At 41.8% G+C, this 18354-nt stretch carries 22 protein-coding genes and 1 tRNA gene; 11 read left to right on the top strand and 12 right to left on the bottom strand.

All coding sequences use genetic code 11. From position 1 onward, the window contains the following. Positions 1-68 precede the first annotated feature (68 nt). A complete protein-coding gene (locus tag BKM01_RS03710; RefSeq protein WP_072360282.1) occupies positions 69-1340 on the bottom strand; it encodes an adenylosuccinate synthase in 1272 nt (423 codons plus the stop codon). Between the two features lie 137 nt (positions 1341-1477). Here BKM01_RS03710 and BKM01_RS03705 point away from each other — a divergent pair, with 137 nt between their 5' ends. The 4 genes from BKM01_RS03705 to dapB all read left to right on the top strand — a co-directional run bounded on the left by BKM01_RS03705 (position 1478) and on the right by dapB (position 3750). Then, positions 1478-1771 carry a hypothetical protein gene (locus tag BKM01_RS03705; protein ID WP_072359807.1) on the top strand — a complete coding sequence of 98 codons (294 nt, stop codon included), beginning with the start codon at positions 1478-1480 and terminating at the stop codon, positions 1769-1771. A gap of 101 nt (positions 1772-1872) precedes the next feature. After that, on the top strand, positions 1873-2067 hold the full coding sequence (locus BKM01_RS03700) for a 30S ribosomal protein S17e (protein ID WP_072359809.1): 195 nt from the start codon (positions 1873-1875) through the stop codon (positions 2065-2067). A gap of 19 nt (positions 2068-2086) precedes the next feature. Continuing rightward, on the top strand, positions 2087-2962 hold the full coding sequence (gene dapA / locus BKM01_RS03695; RefSeq protein ID WP_072359810.1) for a 4-hydroxy-tetrahydrodipicolinate synthase: 876 nt from the start codon (positions 2087-2089) through the stop codon (positions 2960-2962). Then, entirely contained in the window at positions 2959-3750 is a 792-nt protein-coding gene (dapB, locus tag BKM01_RS03690) for a 4-hydroxy-tetrahydrodipicolinate reductase (protein WP_072359812.1), read from the top strand. The genes dapA and dapB overlap by 4 nt, the downstream gene beginning before the upstream one ends. Before the next feature lies 1 nt (position 3751). On the opposite strand, the gene pyrI is transcribed toward dapB, so the two are convergent. Together pyrI and pyrB are read right to left on the bottom strand one after the other, a co-directional pair. Continuing rightward, a complete protein-coding gene (pyrI, locus tag BKM01_RS03685) occupies positions 3752-4225 on the bottom strand; it encodes an aspartate carbamoyltransferase regulatory subunit (RefSeq protein ID WP_072359814.1) in 474 nt (157 codons plus the stop codon). Next, positions 4222-5148 carry an aspartate carbamoyltransferase gene (gene pyrB, locus BKM01_RS03680; RefSeq protein WP_072359816.1) on the bottom strand — a complete coding sequence of 309 codons (927 nt, stop codon included), beginning with the start codon at positions 5146-5148 and terminating at the stop codon, positions 4222-4224. Before pyrB ends, pyrI begins: the two co-directional genes overlap by 4 nt. A 279-nt stretch (positions 5149-5427) precedes the next feature. Between pyrB and hxlA the strand changes: the two genes are divergently transcribed. Together hxlA and BKM01_RS03670 are read left to right on the top strand one after the other, a co-directional pair. Next, positions 5428-6711 carry a 3-hexulose-6-phosphate synthase gene (gene hxlA, locus BKM01_RS03675; protein WP_072359818.1) on the top strand — a complete coding sequence of 428 codons (1284 nt, stop codon included), beginning with the start codon at positions 5428-5430 and terminating at the stop codon, positions 6709-6711. Beyond that, entirely contained in the window at positions 6708-7475 is a 768-nt protein-coding gene (locus BKM01_RS03670) for an A24 family peptidase C-terminal domain-containing protein (RefSeq protein WP_072359820.1), read from the top strand. Before hxlA ends, BKM01_RS03670 begins: the two co-directional genes overlap by 4 nt. A gap of 11 nt (positions 7476-7486) precedes the next feature. On the opposite strand, the gene recQ is transcribed toward BKM01_RS03670, so the two are convergent. Further along, positions 7487-9286, bottom strand: a complete 1800-nt coding sequence (gene recQ / locus BKM01_RS03665) for a DNA helicase RecQ (RefSeq protein WP_072359822.1) — start codon at positions 9284-9286, stop codon at positions 7487-7489. Positions 9287-9462: 176 nt separating this feature from the next. Between recQ and guaA the strand changes: the two genes are divergently transcribed. Both guaA and BKM01_RS03655 read left to right on the top strand, forming a co-directional pair. Next, positions 9463-10377, top strand: a complete 915-nt coding sequence (guaA, locus tag BKM01_RS03660) for a glutamine-hydrolyzing GMP synthase (RefSeq protein WP_072359824.1) — start codon at positions 9463-9465, stop codon at positions 10375-10377. Beyond that, a complete protein-coding gene (locus BKM01_RS03655) occupies positions 10374-11414 on the top strand; it encodes an archaeosine biosynthesis radical SAM protein RaSEA (RefSeq protein WP_072359825.1) in 1041 nt (346 codons plus the stop codon). Before guaA ends, BKM01_RS03655 begins: the two co-directional genes overlap by 4 nt. 4 nt (positions 11415-11418) lie before the next feature. On the opposite strand, the gene argB is transcribed toward BKM01_RS03655, so the two are convergent. After that, positions 11419-12306, bottom strand: coding sequence for an acetylglutamate kinase (argB, locus tag BKM01_RS03650; RefSeq protein ID WP_072359827.1), 888 nt, complete (start codon positions 12304-12306; stop codon positions 11419-11421). Positions 12307-12410: 104 nt separating this feature from the next. Continuing rightward, positions 12411-12713 (bottom strand): non-histone chromosomal MC1 family protein, encoded by a 303-nt coding sequence (locus BKM01_RS03645; RefSeq protein ID WP_072359829.1) that lies wholly within the window; start codon positions 12711-12713, stop codon positions 12411-12413. 245 nt (positions 12714-12958) lie between these two features. On the opposite strand from BKM01_RS03645, the gene mptA reads away from it, so the two are divergent. Both mptA and BKM01_RS03635 read left to right on the top strand, forming a co-directional pair. Then, positions 12959-13912, top strand: coding sequence for a GTP cyclohydrolase MptA (gene mptA, locus BKM01_RS03640; protein WP_072359831.1), 954 nt, complete (start codon positions 12959-12961; stop codon positions 13910-13912). Between the two features lie 14 nt (positions 13913-13926). Next, a complete protein-coding gene (locus tag BKM01_RS03635; protein ID WP_072359833.1) occupies positions 13927-14238 on the top strand; it encodes a DUF2098 domain-containing protein in 312 nt (103 codons plus the stop codon). On the opposite strand, the gene BKM01_RS03630 is transcribed toward BKM01_RS03635, so the two are convergent. The 6 genes from BKM01_RS03630 to BKM01_RS11235 all read right to left on the bottom strand — a co-directional run bounded on the left by BKM01_RS03630 (position 14239) and on the right by BKM01_RS11235 (position 17097). Continuing rightward, positions 14239-15180: a DNA polymerase subunit beta gene (locus tag BKM01_RS03630; RefSeq protein ID WP_072359835.1), complete on the bottom strand. Its 942-nt coding sequence runs from the start codon at positions 15178-15180 to the stop codon at positions 14239-14241. A gap of 47 nt (positions 15181-15227) precedes the next feature. After that, entirely contained in the window at positions 15228-15677 is a 450-nt protein-coding gene (locus BKM01_RS03625) for an N-acetyltransferase (protein ID WP_072360284.1), read from the bottom strand. 173 nt (positions 15678-15850) lie between these two features. Beyond that, complete coding sequence (locus tag BKM01_RS03620) at positions 15851-16126, bottom strand: DUF1699 family protein (protein ID WP_072359837.1); 276 nt, start codon at positions 16124-16126, stop codon at positions 15851-15853. 167 nt (positions 16127-16293) lie between these two features. Beyond that, a tRNA-Arg gene (locus BKM01_RS03615) sits at positions 16294-16371 on the bottom strand. A gap of 72 nt (positions 16372-16443) precedes the next feature. Further along, a complete protein-coding gene (gene tsaA / locus BKM01_RS03610; RefSeq protein WP_072359839.1) occupies positions 16444-16836 on the bottom strand; it encodes a tRNA (N6-threonylcarbamoyladenosine(37)-N6)-methyltransferase TrmO in 393 nt (130 codons plus the stop codon). A 78-nt stretch (positions 16837-16914) separates the two neighbouring features. Then, positions 16915-17097 carry a 4Fe-4S binding protein gene (locus BKM01_RS11235; protein WP_072359841.1) on the bottom strand — a complete coding sequence of 61 codons (183 nt, stop codon included), beginning with the start codon at positions 17095-17097 and terminating at the stop codon, positions 16915-16917. Positions 17098-17176: 79 nt separating this feature from the next. Between BKM01_RS11235 and BKM01_RS03600 the strand changes: the two genes are divergently transcribed. Next, complete coding sequence (locus BKM01_RS03600; protein ID WP_072359843.1) at positions 17177-18223, top strand: radical SAM protein; 1047 nt, start codon at positions 17177-17179, stop codon at positions 18221-18223. Positions 18224-18354 lie beyond the last annotated feature (131 nt).

Below are 18354 nucleotides of genomic sequence, written 5' to 3'. Positions count from 1 at the left end.
ACTGGAATAAGACTCTTAAATCTATCGGTTCATATATATGGCTTTTGGATCGAAAGCGTTCCAAACCTTTATTTCATGAAAGTTTGTTCCCTTCCCGGCCCCACAGAGATATATTTGACCCGGATTCCCATCAATTCTTCAAGGCGTTCGACATATTCCCGGGCTTTTTGGGGCAGGTCCCCATAACCAGATACAGAAGTTAAATCTGTATCCCAACCTTCCATATTTTCATAAACAGGCACACATCTTGCAAGTTTGGAAGTATCTTCCGGCGGATAATCGATTACATTTCCATCCAATTCATAGCCAACACATATTTTTAAAGGATCAAGACCTGTCAGTACATCCAATTTTGTAAGAGCTATGGAAGTATAACCATTAAGGTAGACTGACTTTTTAGCAAGAGGCATATCAAACCAGCCACACCGCCTTGATCTGCCTGTAGTGGTACCAAATTCATGGCCTACGTCATGCAGGTGCTGGCCTGCATCACCTTCCTGTTCAGTAGGGAGCGGACCTGCTCCCACACGTGTAATATAAGATTTAACGATGGCAAGTACTTCATTCACACGAGTCGGACCGACACCAAGATTGGCACATGCGGATCCCGCAATGGTACTTGAAGAAGTTACAAATTTTTGAGTACCGTGAATTACATCCAGATGACTACCCTGTGCCCCTTCAGCAAGTACATTTTTACCTTCATCCAGCGCAGTATTAATCTCATAGGAAACATCGGCAAGATAAGGAGCTAGTTCCCTACCCAAGGAAATATACCTGTCCACAAGAGAACTTTCAGTTACAATGGAAGGATCACCACCCATTGCCTCAATTTCCCCTTCCTTCTGGGAAGCAAGATCTGAAAGGCGTTGCATAAGGCGTTCCTCATTGATCAGGTCGGAAAAATGAACTTCATCCCTTGCAATCTTATCGATATAGGCAAATCCAATACCTCTTTTAGTGGTACCGATCTTTTCCGAACGGGTAGCTTCTTTGAGACCATCAAGTTCTATGTGATAAGGCATGATTATGCTTGTCTTGCCATCAATTCCCAGTTTTTCAGCAGATACTTTGACACCGGCTTCTTCCAGCATACGTATCTCTTCTACCATAACTTCCGGATTCAGGACCGTACCCGGTCCAATGAGCACCCTGCTGTCAAGAAGAAAACCAGAGGGGATTAGATGTAATTTGTAGATCTCATCCTTAACCTTGACTGTGTGACCTGCATTATCGCCTCCTTGAAACCTGGCAACAATGTCATAGTCACCTGCCATCAGGTCTACTACCTTGCCTTTGCCCTCATCACCGAATTGGGCACCGGTAATAATCGTGAACATGGTTGACAGGATTGTATTATATCCATAATAATGTTTTGTCTGGGAAGCCATGCCGTAGAAAGTATATAAATGCAGAACAAAAGCAAATCAACCCTTTTAAGAAGATTTATAATCAAAAAATTCAATCTAGGTACCACATGTATGTATATATTGCAATTGCAGCATATTTCGTGGTATTATTCCTGACATTGCGAGACATAAGAATCTATCGCCGCACTCGTTTCGAATCATATCGAAAAGGAGCTATGAAAGGAATTGCCGCATCCACAATAGTGCTGATAGGAGCTGTTATCACACCCCTAAATCCAAATATAGGGCTATTATTCGTGCTGATTGGCATGTTCCTGAATAAAAAAGGTGCGAGGGAAAAAGTGTTCAATGATGCAAATGCAACCGAAAGAATGCTGGGTAAAACCGACCTGCAGCAGTGAACTTATAACGCACCACAATATCCAAAAGTTATAAATACCTAAAGCTGGTTCAAAAAAGAAGAATTAACTACTACCCATCCAACTATATGGAGTTATCAATTATGGGAAATATTAGACAAAACAATATTAAGAACATAACCTCACGTCTGCTTAGCAACCATGGAAATGTATTCACATCTAATTTTGATGATAACAAGAGCCTTGTTACAAAATACACCACAATCGAAAGTAAAGTAATCAGAAACCGTGTTGCAGGCTACGTGACAAGAAAGATCAATCACAAGAGACACGAGTGAAACCGGAGCTGGTTTTTTTATGTTTGAAGGAGTTCTACCGGCTCTTATAACCCCATTCACAAAAGACAATACCATTGACATCAGTGGTCTTAAACAAAACATAAGATATGCTGAAGAAGGAGGTGTCAGCGGAGTTGTGGCTTGTGGAACAACAGGCGAATCCGCCACTCTTTCTACGGTTGAACACAAAAAAGTGATCAATACCGCGGTGGAATGTGCCAATGTGCCGGTGATTGCAGGTACCGGATCAAACAATACAGTTGAAGCCGTAGAACTTACAAAACATGCTGCTGATGCAGGGGCAGGGGGAGCGCTCATTATATCCCCATACTACAATAAGCCCAATAATGCAGGACTGATCCGTCACTTCACTGCAGTAGCAGAAGCAGCAGACATCCCCATCATATTATACAATGTGCCTTCCAGAACCGGACAGGATATCCCACTGGAAGTAATTGTCGAGCTTGCCAAGATTGAAAATATCGTTGCGATCAAAGAAGCAAGTGGAAGTATTCCCAAAATCTCAGAGATAATCGAAAACACAGTGGATGAAGATTTCAGCGTTATTTCCGGAGAGGATGGACTGACCTATCCTATTGTCGCCTTGGGCGGAGTAGGAGTAATTTCCGTTGTCGCAAATGTAGTTCCAAACATAATGTCCGAAATGGTAGAAGCCGCCCTTACAGGCGACATGGCAGCTGCCAGGAAAAAGCATTATGAACTTGCACCCCTCACACGTGCCCTGTTCACTGAAACCAATCCTATACCTGTCAAACGTGCAATGGAAATGATAGGTATGCCAGCGGGTCCGCTGAGAGCACCACTGGCGCCTATCCTGCCAGAAAATGAAAAGATACTGGAAGAAGCATTAAGAGGAATCGGGTGTCTCAAATGATACGAGCAGGAGTAATCGGAGCATCCGGTAAAATGGGTGGCCTGATAATACAGAACATCGCCAGAAGCGAAGGTATTGAATTGTCCTCTGCATTTGACCTGAATAAGATCGGCGAAGATGCAGGAGATGTGGCAGGTGCAGGCAGCCTCGGCGTTTCTATTGCCAGCGTAGAAGATCTTGGAGAAGTCCTCAAGGAAAGTAAAACCGATGTCTTGATTGATTTTACCATTGCAGCAGCAACTTCTTCCAACGCACCAATAGTCGCCGCAAGTGGTGTAAACCTTATTATCGGGACTACTGGTTTTAGCGAAGAACAAAAAGAAGCAATCGACGAGAGTATCCTTAAAAATGGTGTATCAGCCGTTATTGCCCCAAATTATGCAGTTGGAGTCAATGTATTTTTCAAGATTATCGAGGAAGCGGCCAAATATCTTCCCGATTATGACATTGAAGTCATTGAAGCACACCATAACCGGAAACAGGATGCACCCAGTGGAACTGCAATGAGGGCTGCAGAGGTTATTGGAAAAGCTGTTGGGCGTGAAGAGTACATCTTTGGCCGCCAGGGCAACGCACCTCGTAAAAAAGAGATAGGTATTCATGCAATCCGTGGAGGAGATATTGCCGGTGACCACACGATCCTTTTTGCCGGAGAAGGTGAAAGGATTGAAATAAAACACCAGGCGCATTCTCGCGATGCATTCGCCGCAGGTGCTGTAAAAGCCGCAATTTGGTTAAAAGATAAAAAATCCGGCATTTATTCCATGGAAGATATTCTGGGACTATAAATTAAAGGAGATGATCTGCAATATTTTCACAGATCACCCTTTCACAATAGCCACAACGTAATTCGATTTTACCTTCCCCCGCATCCACATCAAATTTAGATTCTATGGGTTCATTACTGTTGGAAATGCAATTTGGATTGATACATTTTACAACACCTTCTACATGCGAGGGTATACCTACCTGATTCTTTTCCTGCACATCATAATCCCGGATTATATTGATAGTAGCACCAGGAGAAATGAGAGATATTTTATCCACCTCACTACTCACGAGTTCACGCCCTTCTATCTTGACCACATCCTTCTTTCCATATGAACTGGGGGCATTAATCAGGATACTGACAATTCCCCAGGAAGTGCCGGTTATACCCAGAATCTTGAGAACGTTGAGAGCCTGACCGGCTGTAATATGGTCAATTACTGTGCCTGAACATATGGGTTGTACACGAATTTCTTTTTTCACGATCTCACTCATTCAAACACCCCCATAACAAGACAAAGCAAAGCCATTCTTATTGGAACACCATAAAAAGATTGGTCGAAGTAGGAAGCATGGGGCGTTTCATCAACTTGAGGGGTGATTTCGTTTGTTCGGGGGAGAGGATGCATTATCCGTAGATTTTTCTTCGCATTTTTCAATACTTCAGGCGTAATCTGGAGGCGATTAGCGACTTTCTGATATTCTGCCGGATCAGGAAAACGTTCTTTCTGTATCCGTGTCATATAAAGCACCTCCACATCCTGTATGGCATCTTCAATGGAACTCTCCTCTATCACCTTGATATTTTTCTTTTTCAGATCCTCGATAATCTCTGAAGGCATTGAAAGTTCAGGTGGGGACACAAGGGTTATCTGGGCACCATAAAGAGAAAGGGCATAACAAAGCGAATGTACAGTTCTGCCATATTTGAGATCTCCTGCAAGAGCTACTTTTAAGCCTTCAAGATGGCTTTCACGCTTGATGGTATAAAGATCGAGAAACGTCTGTGTGGGATGATGACCAGCACCATCGCCTGCATTGAGTATGGGAACTGCAGAAAACTCAGAAGCCAGTCGTGCAGCACCTTCCATAGGATGACGAAGGACAATGGCATTACTGTAACCGGCTACAACCCTTATGGTATCAGCAAGGGTTTCACCCTTTGCAACAGAACTTGCATCAACCGAGCCGAGACTTAACACTTCCCCCCCAAGTCGCATCATGGCGGCCTCAAAAGACATCCTTGTACGGGTACTGGGCTCAAAAAACAGAACACCAAGCACTTTGCCTTTTAAGAGGTCGGAACTTGACTTAGACCTGGCAATTGGTTCCATTTCTTCGGCGACCTCCAGAACATGGTCAATCATATCACGTGTGAATTCTTTCATAGAAATGATATGCATATGCTCAAATGACATCAAAATACAGCTCCTTGCAGATTAAATCTTTAGAGATTATTTTCATAGTAATCAACCGCAGGCGTTTTTTATTCCTATCCGATTATTTGCGGATAGCGTATAAACTTATTGCCAATTATCATGTTCTTTTCTAATTGACTCTTTCCGCAGACCTAATGATATAAGCCCCAGGGAAGCATCAAAGACTAATCTGGAAAACTTTATAGTGATTCACTTCTATTCTCCAGCCTGAAGAAATCATTATCAATAATTCCAAATAAAAGTTAACAAGGTGATCCTATTAAAACTATAATCCAGCTTGCTCTTGATATACTGGAGATAGATAGAGCTGTGCAGATTGCTAAGGAAGCAGTCAAGGGAGATATCGACTGGATAGAAATCGGAACTCCCCTTATAAAAAGTGAGGGCATGGATGCTATTCGTACTCTCAGGAAAAGCTTTCCCGGACACACCATCGTGGCAGATATGAAAATTGCAGATACCGGAAGCCTTGAAGTTGAAATGGCTGCAAAAGCCGGTGCAGATATTGTTATGGTTATGGCAACCGCCGATGACTCAACGATAAAAGATGCACTCCTGGCCGCACGAAAATATGGAGTTCGGCTCATGGCAGATCTAATTAGCACCCCAAAACCTGTTCAGAGGGCCCAAGAAATGGACAGGATAGGTGTGGACATCATCAATATCCATATGGGAATAGACCAGCAGATGACCGGAAAAACACCGGTAGATCTTGTGCTTGAGATTGCCTCCAAAATCAGGGCTAATATTGCTGTAGCAGGTGGACTGGATGAGCAAACTGCAGCCCGGTCTGTAGAAGCAGGTGCTGATATTGTCATTGTGGGCGGTAATATAATTCGCTCGGATAATGTAACAGAAGCTTCCAAAAAGATTCGCCGTAGTGTAGATAATCCACAATTAAATCAGGCAAAAAAACTCGATATGGACGAAGAAATACGCAAGTTGTTCATGGAAATTTCCACTCCTAATATTTCAGATGCCATGCACCGACAGGGTGCCATGAAAAACATCAAACCAATGCTAAATGATACCAAAATGGTAGGACCGGCTGTAACGGTGCAGACATTCGAGGGCGATTGGGCCAAAACAGTGGAAGCGATAGATGAAGCAAAGGAAGGTAATGTAATAGTAATTTATAACGGAAGTTCTCATATCGCACCCTGGGGCGGACTGGCAACACAGAGCAGCCTGAACCGTGGTATCGCAGGCATTGTGGTCGATGGAGCGGTAAGAGATATAGAAGAGATACGCAAAATCGGACTTCCGGTATTTGCAACTTCAAATGTACCAAATGCAGGTGATCCCAAAGGGTTTGGGGAAGTTAATGCGCTGATTAACTGTGGAGGGCAAAAGGTCAAACCCGGCGATTACATCATAGGTGATGATAACGGAGTTGTTGTAGTACCCGCAGAAAGAGCATACGAGATTGCAAGACGTGCAAAGGAAGTACAAAAAACTGAAGAAAGATTATTTGATGAAATCCGTAGGGGAGGGACACTTTCTGAAATTCTTAAACTCAAAAAGTGGGAGAAGCAAAAATGATAGTTATTGCCAAGATACTTCTATGCCTGGCATTTCTCTCCTATGCCTCCTATAGGGACATAAAGGAGCGCAGGGTAGGCAACAGGGTATGGGTAATTATGCTGGCAGCCTTTTCCCCATTTATAATTTATGAGCTTGCAACTTCATCCAGCCCGGTTACATATCTTATACAAATGGCCATCTCCTTTGGACTAATTTTTGTTTTTTCCTACGTCCTGTTCTATCTGGGAGCATTCGGAGGTGCAGACGCCAAATTGTTGATGGTAATGTCCATTGTGTTTCCTTTCTATCCGGCATTTACTATGGGAGGAACCTATTTCCCGGTAGAAGGCGTTCCGATCATGAACTTTTTTACTTTTACAGTATTTGGTAATTCAATACTCCTGACAATAATCGTGCCCCTGGGGCTTTTTATCTATAACCTGAGCCAGCCTGACGTTAAAACTACCCTCAGAAAACCCTATTTTATGTTTATAGGCTACAGGGCACCGATCGGAAAACTTGAAAACAGGCATGTAAAACTCATGCAGCAGTACGAAAAAGATGAAAATGGTAAACTTCAAACCTATTTCAGGAGAAGCGGTAAAGAGATTGACACGGAAACTCTTGAAGAACTCAGGGCCTACTCAAAGAAGGGAATTATCGACAGTATGGTGTGGGTTACCCCGGGTTTGCCTTTTATAGTCCCGATAACCGCTGGTTTTTTAGCAGCTGTATTTTACGGTGACCTGATCTTTAAACTCACTTTATACTTCATGGCCTGAAAAACAAATATTCAACAAAAACTTTTGATCTCTGACAAAAATGCGTCACCATATTTTTCCATTTTACATTTCCCGACTCCTGTTATGGTGAGCATCTGGTTTGCAGTTTGGGGTTTGCTGGAGGCCATCTGCTTCAAACTGGTATCCGCAAATACAATGTAGGGTGGCACATTATCCCTTTTTGCAAATTGCAACCGGAGTCTGCGCAATTTTTCAAATAACTTCGAATATTCACAATCAACAGGAGATGACTTCGAAGAAACCTTGCTTTGCCCGGATGATTTGTTCTTTGAATTTTTTGCAGCAGATAATTGAGGTATAATTACGTTAGCACCATCATTGAGAGCTGCACGGCTTTTCTTATTTAACTTTAAGACCGGATATCTTCCGCCTTTCACTTCCAGAAATCCCAGGGAGGAAAGCCGATGAGAAAGGTCTTTCCAGTAATCTTGCGGATTGTGGGAACCATTACCATGACAATGGAGTCGATGGTGACCACATGACACAATTTTTTTAGCCTTTGAACCTGCAACTACCGATGCAACATGTGTTGCCCCGAATTTCTGGTTCAACTCCTTTATGCACTTAAAAATAATTAATGCATCCTCTGTAACATCCACCTGTTGTGGCGGGTTAATACAAACGTCACAATGACCACAATCTTTTTCGGTGGACTCTCCGAAGTATTCGAGTAAGATTTTCCTTCGACAGGTGACTGTTTCACAGTAATCCATCATGAGGCGTAACTTGGAAAGGGCAATTTCTCGTTCTTTTTTAGAAGACATCTGTTCAATGAAGTATTGCTGTTTATACCAATCCCCTCTCTTGAAAAAAAGGATACAATCACATGGTTGACCATCCCTGCCACCCCTGCCGGTTTGCTGATAGTAACTTTCCAGGTCCGCTGGCAGATCATAATGAATAACAAAACGTACATTGGACTTATCAATCCCCATCCCAAATGCAACTGTTGCCACAACTACCCTTATAGTTCCATTCAGGAACTTTTCCTGAGCACGGTGCCTCAGTTCATCTGACATACCGGCATGATAGAATGCAGCATTGACTCCTAATTTTTTCAGTCTGCCAGCAAGTACTTCTACGGATTTTCGTGTCTGGCAATAAATAATTCCACATGATTCAGGATGAGAGCGCAGGTAAGATATGATTTGTTGATCTGCATTCTCACCGGATTTAACCTCATAATAGAGGTTGGTCCGATTAAAACTTGCTACATACTTCTCAGACCTGACCATATTGAGTTGTTTTGCTATATCACGGGCAACTGCAGGGGTAGCAGTAGCTGTAAGTGCTATTAGAGGAATATCTGGAAAACCGGAGCGCAGGGCACCTAATTTCCTGTATTCAGGTCTGAAATCATGCCCCCACTGAGATATACAATGTGCTTCATCAACGGCAAAAAGGTTAACATTTGCTTTTGCAAGCAATTTAAGAGTAGACGGCATAGCCAGTCTTTCGGGGGCCACATAGAGAAGATCGAGTTGCCCCCTAATCAGAGAATCCTTAACATGGTTCATTTCGGAATTGTCAAGTGTACTGTTCATATAGGCAGCGGCAATGCCACGTGAAAGCAACCTGTCAACCTGATCTTTCATAAGGGATATCAAAGGGGACACAACGACAGTAACGCCCTCCATAAGCAGGGAAGGCAACTGGTAACACAAAGATTTCCCACCCCCGGTTGGCATCAATACAAATACATCTTTTTTATCCAGCACATCCTGAATAATATTTTCCTGAAGGGGTCGAAATTTTTTATAACCGAAATAGTCATAGAGGGTTTGCCGCATGCTACATAGATGGCACTGAATGCATATAAAGCTGTAAATAGTGGATTGAAAGTATTATGTTAAAAGTTACCGACCGGAAAACATATCTATATAAATTAAAAATTGCATCGGTACGATTAAGTCATACAAATCCCTAGTAAGCACAAATCATCATAAACCATATGGAGTTTCCTTTCATGGTAAAAACCGAAAAATTCATTCCAAAAGCAATCGAGAAAATAAAAGCCAAAGCGCAGGGCAAAACCATCATCGCCCTCTCGGGAGGTGTTGACAGTTCCGTATGTGCAGTCCTTGCACACCGTGCAATTGGTGATAATCTGATACCGATCTATATAGACACGGGTCTTATGAGAAAAGGTGAAACCGAACGAATAAAGGAAATATTCGGTGATATGAATCTCCAAATCATCGATGCAAAGGATCGTTTCCTTGACAGCCTGGTGGGAATCAAGGACCCTGAAGAAAAAAGAAAAGCTGTCGGTGAGACTTTTATTCGTGTGTTTGAAGAAGAAGCACTAGATATTGAGGCAGAATGCCTGATCCAGGGAACCATATACCCGGATAAAATTGAATCCGATGGTGGTATCAAGTCTCATCACAACGTAGGCGGCCTGCCCGAACATATCAATTTCAAACATATTATAGAACCCATTGATGACCTCTACAAGGATGAGGTAAGGGTAGTAGCCCATGCACTCGACCTGCCAGAAGAGATATGTGAAAGAATGCCTTTCCCGGGACCCGGTCTTTCAGTAAGGATAATAGGGGAAGTTACAAGAGAAAAGGTCGATGTCGTAAGAGAAGCAAATGCTATTGTGGAAGAAGAACTGCTTGAACAGTTCTGCCCCTGGCAAACATTCGCGGCAGTTCTGGGCAAAGGGACCGGCGTGAAAGGCGACCTCAGGGTACATGGTTGGATCGTTGCCGTGCGCGCAGTAGGTTCAAGAGATGGTATGACCGCAGAGGCCCTGGAATTGCCCTGGGAGACCCTCAGGAAAATCAGCTCACGCATAACCGGGGAAATCCCCACTGCAGCAAGAGTTGTCTATGACATAACACCAAAACCACCTGCTACAATCGAGTTCGAATGAATCTTAATGATAGAATACTGGAAATTAGACAGCAGCAACGCATTAAAAAGGCTCCAAACAATGAGCCTGCTGCTGTCTGGACAGGCAGAGACCTTCTTCAAGGAGAAGTAACAGATACCCTTACCCTTATTTTCAAGACCAGTGGATGCTGGTGGGGGATAAAAGGAGGGTGTACCATGTGTGGTTTTGTTTATGACAGAGCCTCCACACCTCCATCAGCTGAAGATCTCTTGCAGCAGTACGAAAAAGCACTTGAGCGTTCTTCCGGATTGCAGGAATTCATAGTCAAAATATTCACATCCGGCAGTTTCCTGGATGAAAAGGAAATTGATGCACAAGTCAGAGAAACCCTGCTGAATAAAATGGAAGCAGACGAAAGGATTAAGAAAGTACTTGTGGAAACCCGGCCTGAATTTGTAACAGAAGATACCCTTACTTCCTGCACAGAAGTGCTCAAAAACACCGGTTTTGAAATAGCTATTGGTCTTGAGACAAGCAGTGATGTAATACGCAAACGTTCCATAAACAAGGGTTTTACCTATGCAGGTTTTTCCCGTGCTGCACACCTTGCTCACGAGAAAGATGTTACTGTCAAAGCATACCTGCTTCTCAAACCACCCTTTTTATCAGAAACCGAAGGAATGGAGGACATTATAGATACGGTAGATGATATTGCCGATCTGGTTGACACAGTCTCCATAAACCTGTGTAATGTCCAGAGAGGAACTTTTGTGGAACGCCTATGGGAAAGAAACCAATACAGACCGCCCTGGCTATGGAGTATTGTCCAGATACTCATCGAGTCCAAAAAGAAATACCCCGAACTCGTGATCACATCCGATCCCGTAGGAGCCGGTTCAAAACGTGGACCTCATAACTGCAGGGAATGCAGCCACATGGTTGCCGATGCGATCAGGGATTATTCCCTTACACAAAATATCGCGATACTGAAAAACCTCAACTGTGATTGCAAGGAAGAATGGGAAAAAGTACTGGAACTTGACGGGTTAACCTTTGGCTGCCCCATCAAATCCTGAAAACTTAAAATACCATAGTGCCTATCCCGCCATCTGTAAACAGTTCCAGAAGGATGGAATGGGGCACACTTCCATTTATTATATGCACCCTTTCTACACCGTTTTCCACACTTGTGGATGCACTGCGCATTTTGGGGATCATACCGCCACCAATAATTCCCTCATCAATCATATCATCGACCTGGGGTGCAAGTACCCGTGAAATCCTTGTAGTAGTGTCTGAAGGATCCCTCATAAGTCCTGCCACATCAGTCATTAGAATGAGTTTCTTGGCCTGCAGGGATTTGGCAATATCTCCGGCAACCGTATCTGCATTAATATTCAGGGCATTGCCCTCATTATCCACAGCAATCGGGGAGATCACAGGTATGTAGCCCTGTTCTGTAACTATATGGATCAATTCCGGATTGATTATCTCGGTCTCTCCAACCCATCCCAGGTCCACACTGTGCTCAATATCCTTTATCATGATCTTCTGGGCAGGTTTTTTGCGTGCCATTATCATTTTGCCGTCTTTACCGGAAAGACCCACACCTTTGGCACCGTGCTGACCAATCAGGGACACAATTTTCGTATTGATGCTGCCTACAAGTACCATACGGGCAATTTCCACAGTCTCGTCATCGGTAATACGCAAGCCGCCTACAAATTCGGGTTTCTTGCCCATCTGCTCCATTTTTTCAGTAATTTCAGGTCCGCCGCCATGTACGATGACCGGATGTATTCCCACGAATCTGAGAAGCACAATGTCCTCAACAATTGCACTCATTATTTCGGGATCTACCATTGCGTGCCCTCCAACCTTTATCACCATAAAAGAGTCATAAAATTCACGAATATAGGGGAGGGCTTCAATCAATATATTTTCCTTCTTATAGTGGCCTTCTGACATAAAGGCTACATAGGAAAACAATGCTTTAAACTTTTTGTAAAGAAAAATAGATAAACAAGGGGATAACCCCTATATGAGTATAATAAAAAAAGTAATAGAAATAATCAGACTTGCTCAAGTTTGATTATGCCTGGTTTTTCTTTTCTTACAAAAGGCTTGTTGATTTTGTCAGGCATCCAGTCTGGTTTGTTCTTGGGAGCATCAACTTCCTGTTTCCAACCATAGAAAACATGGACTTTCTTAGTTCCCCTTTCACGGAGCATGATTTTATCAGGGTTTTTCTTGGTGCCTTTACCACGGTTTGCAACTTTAAGAGCTGCCTGCCTTGGTTGCTTTCCTGTAAAGACCCCATGTTCGTTTCCTTTCTCATCCCTTAATACAAAATTTCTCGGTTCTGACTTAGACATTTAATCACCTTGTCCACCGTTACCGGTTATTGATTAATTGTAATGTTGTTATATATATAATTAACTTTTAATGTTGCCTTTTGATAATGATTTGGCCTAAAATCAACCAAAAAGGTTAATGCACAGTAGTAAACACATACAATAAATTCGTCAACAAAACATTTACATGCTATGAATAAGTTTCAATTATAGTTTTAAATTATCCCACCGATTCATTTTACTTAACCCGTTTTGAGGTCATTTACATGAAACTCCCAGTATTAGACTTACCAGATGTCCAGGCAAATAAACCAAAAGTACCGATTAACCTCACCAGAGTCGGTGTAACCGACGTGAAAAAACTGGTGGAGATAAAGAGAAAAGATAAAAGACCAATCGTCCTTATATCTACTTTTGATATTTTTGTTGATCTGCCCTCTGACAGAAAGGGGGCAAACCTTTCACGTAATTTTGAAGCTATAGACGAGGTTCTCGAAAAGGCAGTCAATATGCCTGTTTATGAGATAGAACAACTTTGTGGCGATGTTGCACAGAACCTACTCACAAGACATGAATATGCCACTCAGGCAGAAGTGATAATGAAAAGTGAGTATGTGATCAAACGTGAAGCACCGGTGAACAAAATGCAATGTCAGGAAGTTGTCGATATATTCGCAGAATCCATTGCAATCCGTGATGAAGAAAACAACATAGAAGTCAAGAAACTTATTGGTTCCGAAGTTGTAGGGATGACCGCATGCCCCTGTGCACAGGAGATTATGCGGGATAAGGCCATGAAAGAACTTACAGAACTTGGAGTGGATGAGAAGACCGTCTCCCTTTTCCTCAAAAGGATGCCAATGCCTACCCACAATCAGCGTGGCAGAGGTATAATTTCGATCCAGACAAATTGTGATGTCGAAGTGTCCTTGGAAGAAATAATAAAGATTATCGAAACATCCATGAGTACAAGTGTCTTCGAATTATTGAAGCGCCAGGACGAAGCTTTTGTGGTAGAAACCGCTCACAGAAATCCAAAATTCGTCGAAGACTGTGTGAGAACAATGGCACAGAAAGTTGTAGAAAAGTTCCCCCACCTGCCCAATGATGCTGTCGTAACTATAAAGCAGATAAATGAGGAAAGCATACACAGGCATAATGCATTTGCAGAAAGGGTTGCGGATTTCAGTGATCTCAAAGATGAGATTGCAAATAGTTAAAGAAGGCAATACAAATGGAACATGTAGAAACATCTGACATCGATGGACATCCCCTTGAAAAAGGCATGGTGGTGAGATATCTCAATACAGGAACCCTAGGAGAAATCGTCGATATAAAGGAAGATGATGAAGGCACATGGGCCCTGATGAATACCACAGACCTTTACTACAGGGTCGATACCTTGAAAGTATCAGGCGAAAAAGTAGGAAAAAGGGGAGAAAAAGAATACAGTGCAAGCGATGTAAAAGATTACCTGCTCAGCCAGGAGGAGGAAACTTCTTCAGGAAATCTGGAGAATGTATATCAGTCCACTGGGGGGGGCTGATTACAATAAACCTTCTTTCTCAAGCAACGTAAGGGAGCGCATCCATTCACCCCGTGGCTCCCTTGAAGTACCTACTACAAGCCTTTTTTTATGCCCCATATCCTCAACTACTCCCCTTGCCTCTATTCTTTCTCCTGCTAATGCCTGACCCGAATAGGTGTGAGTATATGAAAGGATATGATCGATCTCCTCATGATCTATTTCATACAATGCAGGATTATCAAAAGCAAATGTCGCATCTGTAACATTAGCCTCTATTTTTATATGCTCGGTATCTAGCCCCCTTTCCAGAGGGTGATGTATCTGATCCCAATCTCTTGTAAAGAGGAGATCAAAATAGGTACCATTTACCATTCCACGATTTCCTTTTCTCAATTCATGCAGAAGAAACTCATCATATGAAATTTCAGGGGAGCGTTTCCTGTAAATACGTTGCCACATATTCTCATCGATTGCCTCAATTCGAAAACCGGATAGTTTTGCCCTGTTTATGGCGTCACGTGCCTTAAACCAGTCCGGCCCGTAAACCACAAAATCAATATCAGACATGTCATTTTGTAAACCAGGAAGAATTGAACCGGTAACACCCTGTTTGTTCATAGGTATACCGGCGTCAGAAAGAACCCTGACTATTGTTTTGATTCGGTCATCCAAGTCAACTACTTCAGGCAGCCGATCTACAGGGCTGAGAATTTCTGAAATCCGTTCCTGTGGAATTATATGTACATCAGCTATCCAATCCGGGTGATGCTTGCGCATGTAACCGAAAGAATCGGCGAAATCGTATTTCCTGTACTTGATCCCATTTGCAAAACGGTCCCCCTTCTCATCAGGAGCATACCTTAGTATTCCCCTTACACCGTCGGGGTGGAAATAATCGACTACCGAAAAAAAACAGTCTTCATCTGTGCGTACAAAATCCCTCAATCTGGTCCTAATCATCCATAGCCTTCCTTTAATAAATGCAAGCGAGAATCATGATAAAGAAATTACAAATACCTGAGCAAAGCAATTTCATTGCAATCCGGGAATTTGGGACATTTTATGCAACCCACCCATACCTTATGCGGCAATGATGCTTTTTCAACTTTTGAAAAACCCTGTCTTTCAAAAAATTCTGGCACGTAAGTAAGGGTAAATGCTCTTTTAACCCCGATGTTTTTGCCCTCTTCGATACTGGCATCAAGTAGCATCGACCCAATGCCCATTCCAGTGCATTCGGGTTTAACAGCAAAAGACAGGATTTCGGCCAGATCTTCCCATACAACCTGAAGAGCACAGCAACCAACCACTTCACCATTTTCCTCATAAACATAAAAGTTCCTTATGTTTTCATACAGTTCCCCCACAGAGCGGGGTAACATAATCTCTTTTTTCGCATAGCTGTTTATGAGGTCTTTCATGGGAGTTACATCCTCAATTACAGCCTTACGAATTATACCCGGTAACTGCTTATGGATATTAGATTCCTCCGAAATAATAGCATGGATGATACGAATGAACAAAAAGATAAATAAAAATATCGAGTCAAAATTGTAATAACCCTGTCTGGAAGATGCACGTGACAGGGATAAATAATATAAAATTACAAATAATATTATAAAAACTATAATCACTCTTCAGAATCTATTTCTTTATACATTGAAATACCAGTACTTTTCAGATCGCCTTCAAGTAACTCAACATCTTCCATTTCAAGGAATTTAATTGCCACATCAGACAATGTTTTCCTGTAGGATGAAGGCAATTGCAAAGCCTTTAAGCCCTTACACCTGGTGATAATCTGCATAATATCCGTATTGCTCGGCCTGAAAGAAAGATGTACAACTTCTTCATCTTCTTTAAGCGTTTCAATCTCATATTTGGAATTCAACATCCTTATTCTCATCAACTCACCTCTATGAATTAATCGATATTGCACAAATACATATAGTATTCTTTGTATAACAATATATAATTCGTACTTCATAGTATTTAATTACAATAGAGAATAGAAGAATTTACAAACTTGAGTATAAAAAGAAATACAATATAATTAATTACATAATAAGAAAATGGCGGGCGTGAAGGGAGTTGAACCCCTGACTTACAGCTTAGGAGGCTGCCGCCATATCCTGGCTAGGCCACACGCCCGCTACCGACACATCCTGAATGTAAAAACAATCATTTATACTTATTGGTAAAATCGAATCACGGAAAATTATTTCAGTCAAATTTGCTGGTATATGGTTTAATATCAAGTACAGGGGTACCATCTATAGCATCAAGACCTTCTACTTCCAGGGTTAATCCATCGACTGAAAGCAGGTTTACCGTTGTTATACCTATACCATTTGGACGATGAGGGCTTCGGGTGGCAAATAGTCCCACCAATTTACCATCTGTTCGACGCTTTTGCTTTAACTTATAACCCTGACTTTTGTCAAACTGAAACAATATCTGGATTTTCGTAAATTCATCAACTCCATCCAGGGCTTCTGCAAAATCAGGATAGATTTCAATAAAAGAAATTGATGAATACATTTTTTCATCAAATACAGGTTCCTTAAAGGTACTTTTAACATAACCAACCGGTTCCGGATAACATGTATTGTTCATGTATTAATCATACTTGCTATCAAATAAAAACATGATGGGAAATATTTATACTAATTTGACTACAGGATTAAAGACTGCTTAATCCATCAACAAAAGAGCCTTATTCGGGCAATGAGAAACGCATTGACCACAAGCATTGCACTTTTGTATGTCTATTTGAACGCGGCCGGCACTATAAAAAATTGCATTCTCAATGCAAATAGATATGCATTTTCTACAGCCTTTACATCCGATTACGGCTACATGTGACCCACAAACCATGAAATGGTGTCTGATTTTATACTAGTTAACCCTGATGGGTAAAGAAAAAGTTATATACTGATATATTCATGCAAAAGCAATGGCAAATATCCAGCAAGCAGAAGCAGGCTCTTTTTACAGTTATCTTTCAACCGGTTGCAAAATGTGCCGTGATGGTGCAAAAATGGTGTTATACGTAACCGGCCTTTGTGGTAAGAATTGTTTCTATTGCCCGCTATCAGAAGAGAGAAAAAGCGATGCCGCATATGCCAATGAAAGGAAAGTGCAATGCGACGATGAAGTAATAGAAGAAAGCATGCGTATGCAGGCCCTGGGAACAGGAATTACGGGTGGTGAACCACTCCTTGAAATTGGAAGGGTCCTGCATTACATCCATCTACTGAAAAGCACATTCGGACAAAAGTACCATATTCATCTCTATACTGCCTTACCCGTAGATGAAAAAACAATAAATAATCTTGTTGAAGCAGGACTGGACGAGATACGTTTTCACCCTCCCCTGCAGGAATGGGAATATATTGAAAAAAGTAAATTTAAAACGGCAATCCTCAATTGTAAACAAGCAGGACTGGAAACAGGAATCGAAGTGCCTGCCATAGAAGGTATTGGAAAGTTTGCTGATTTGTGTGATAACGTTGACTGTTACATAAATTTCAATGAACTGGAATTTACAGATACAAATTACGGGGAATTGCATCGCAGAGGGTACCGGTTAAAGGACGATATTTCAAATGCTGTAGCGGGTTCACGAGATAGTGCATTAAAAGTCATGAAACTTTTTAAAAGGGGCCATTTCTGTTCATCTGCGTATAAAGACGCTATACAGCTAAGGAAACGTCTTATCAGGATTGCAGAAAATACTTCTCGCCCATTTGACGAAATAACCGATGATGGAACTATCATATTTGGAATAATACATACTAAAAATACTACTAAAATACGTGATCAATTGCAGGAATTTGAAGTTCCTGAAGAAATGTATGAACTAAAGGTAAATAATATTGAAATCGCATCATGGATACTTGAAGATATTGCAGATGAGATTCGGGACATTAGTGATAAAATTGAAATTATTGAAAAGTACCCTACCTCAGATGGCCTTATTGTTGAAAGCATGCCTGTTTAAGGTGCAAAAATACCCTTGAACTTAAAATAAAACAATATGTTTTTATGTTAAAATGAATTATAAAGGGCAGTTCAAGCTTTAAAAGGCAGATAAATAGGTATCCCGCATCAGAAAAATAAAAGGTCTTGCGA

This window comes from Methanohalophilus portucalensis (genome assembly GCF_002761295.1).
Lineage (GTDB): Archaea > Halobacteriota > Methanosarcinia > Methanosarcinales > Methanosarcinaceae > Methanohalophilus > Methanohalophilus portucalensis.
Note: the sequence above shows the minus strand (reverse complement) of the source record. Positions and strands in the feature narration are given on the sequence as shown.